This is a genomic window from Candidatus Nitrosotalea sp. FS (assembly GCF_011319475.1).
Taxonomy (GTDB): Archaea; Thermoproteota; Nitrososphaeria; order Nitrososphaerales; family Nitrosopumilaceae; genus Nitrosotalea.
This window is the reverse complement of the sequence record NZ_RCMC01000181.1, coordinates 7,136-7,789: the sequence shown is the minus strand read 5'-3', so window position 1 is coordinate 7,789 and position 654 is coordinate 7,136. Positions and strand designations below refer to the sequence as shown.

Genomic DNA, 654 nt, shown 5'->3' with positions numbered 1-654 from the left:
TACCAGTTATCATGTCACCTTTCACAACTGGATCATGCATGAAGTGTGGATATCAAGCAAAACCACGAAAAGATCATTCTGATATAGAATCAGGTACATGTCCAAAATGCCATAATGAATTGACCTGAAAATTTCCTTCTGTTATTACATACACGTGAAATTCATTGTATGATTTTTCATGACTAGTCTTCATAGGCACTGTTAAATCCACATCTTAATTCGATGTATCATATGAACAAGAAAAAAGCACTAGCTGAATCAATTGCAATCCAAAAGATAAGACTCGATCAGGTAAATGAAAAGCTCAAAGATCAAAATCTTAGCAATGAACAAAAAGGAACACTAGAATCTGAAAAAAGAATTGCAAGCGAAGAGATTTTGAAACTAGAAACCACGAAATAATATCATTTTATTTCCAAGAGCTCGACAAGGCCACAGTTTGTATTTTTTGTATTCAAATCTACAAATGCAATACGACGCTCGTCAAAGCCTCTGACAGGGTTTACTAGAATGGTAGCACCTTTTTTTGCAAGTGATTCTAGCTCTGATTCTATGTCTTTTACCTCATAGCAGATATGATGTATTCCACCTCCAGATTTTGCAAATTTACTAATGGCAGAATCTGGTGATGCAGGTTCTATTAGTTCAAGGAAC

General features: G+C 35.0%; 2 protein-coding genes. One reads left to right on the top strand and one right to left on the bottom strand.

Features of this window, described 5'->3' with window-relative positions:
- Window positions 1-231: 231 nt before the first annotated feature.
- Window positions 232-402, top strand: a complete 171-nt coding sequence (locus tag DYY66_RS06630; RefSeq protein WP_166287280.1) for a hypothetical protein — start codon at window positions 232-234, stop codon at window positions 400-402.
- Between the two features lie 2 nt (window positions 403-404).
- On the opposite strand, the gene DYY66_RS06625 is transcribed toward DYY66_RS06630, so the two are convergent.
- Window positions 405-654, bottom strand: a 250-nt coding sequence (locus DYY66_RS06625) for a VOC family protein (protein ID WP_218583642.1), incomplete at its 5' end; no start/stop codon positions are given.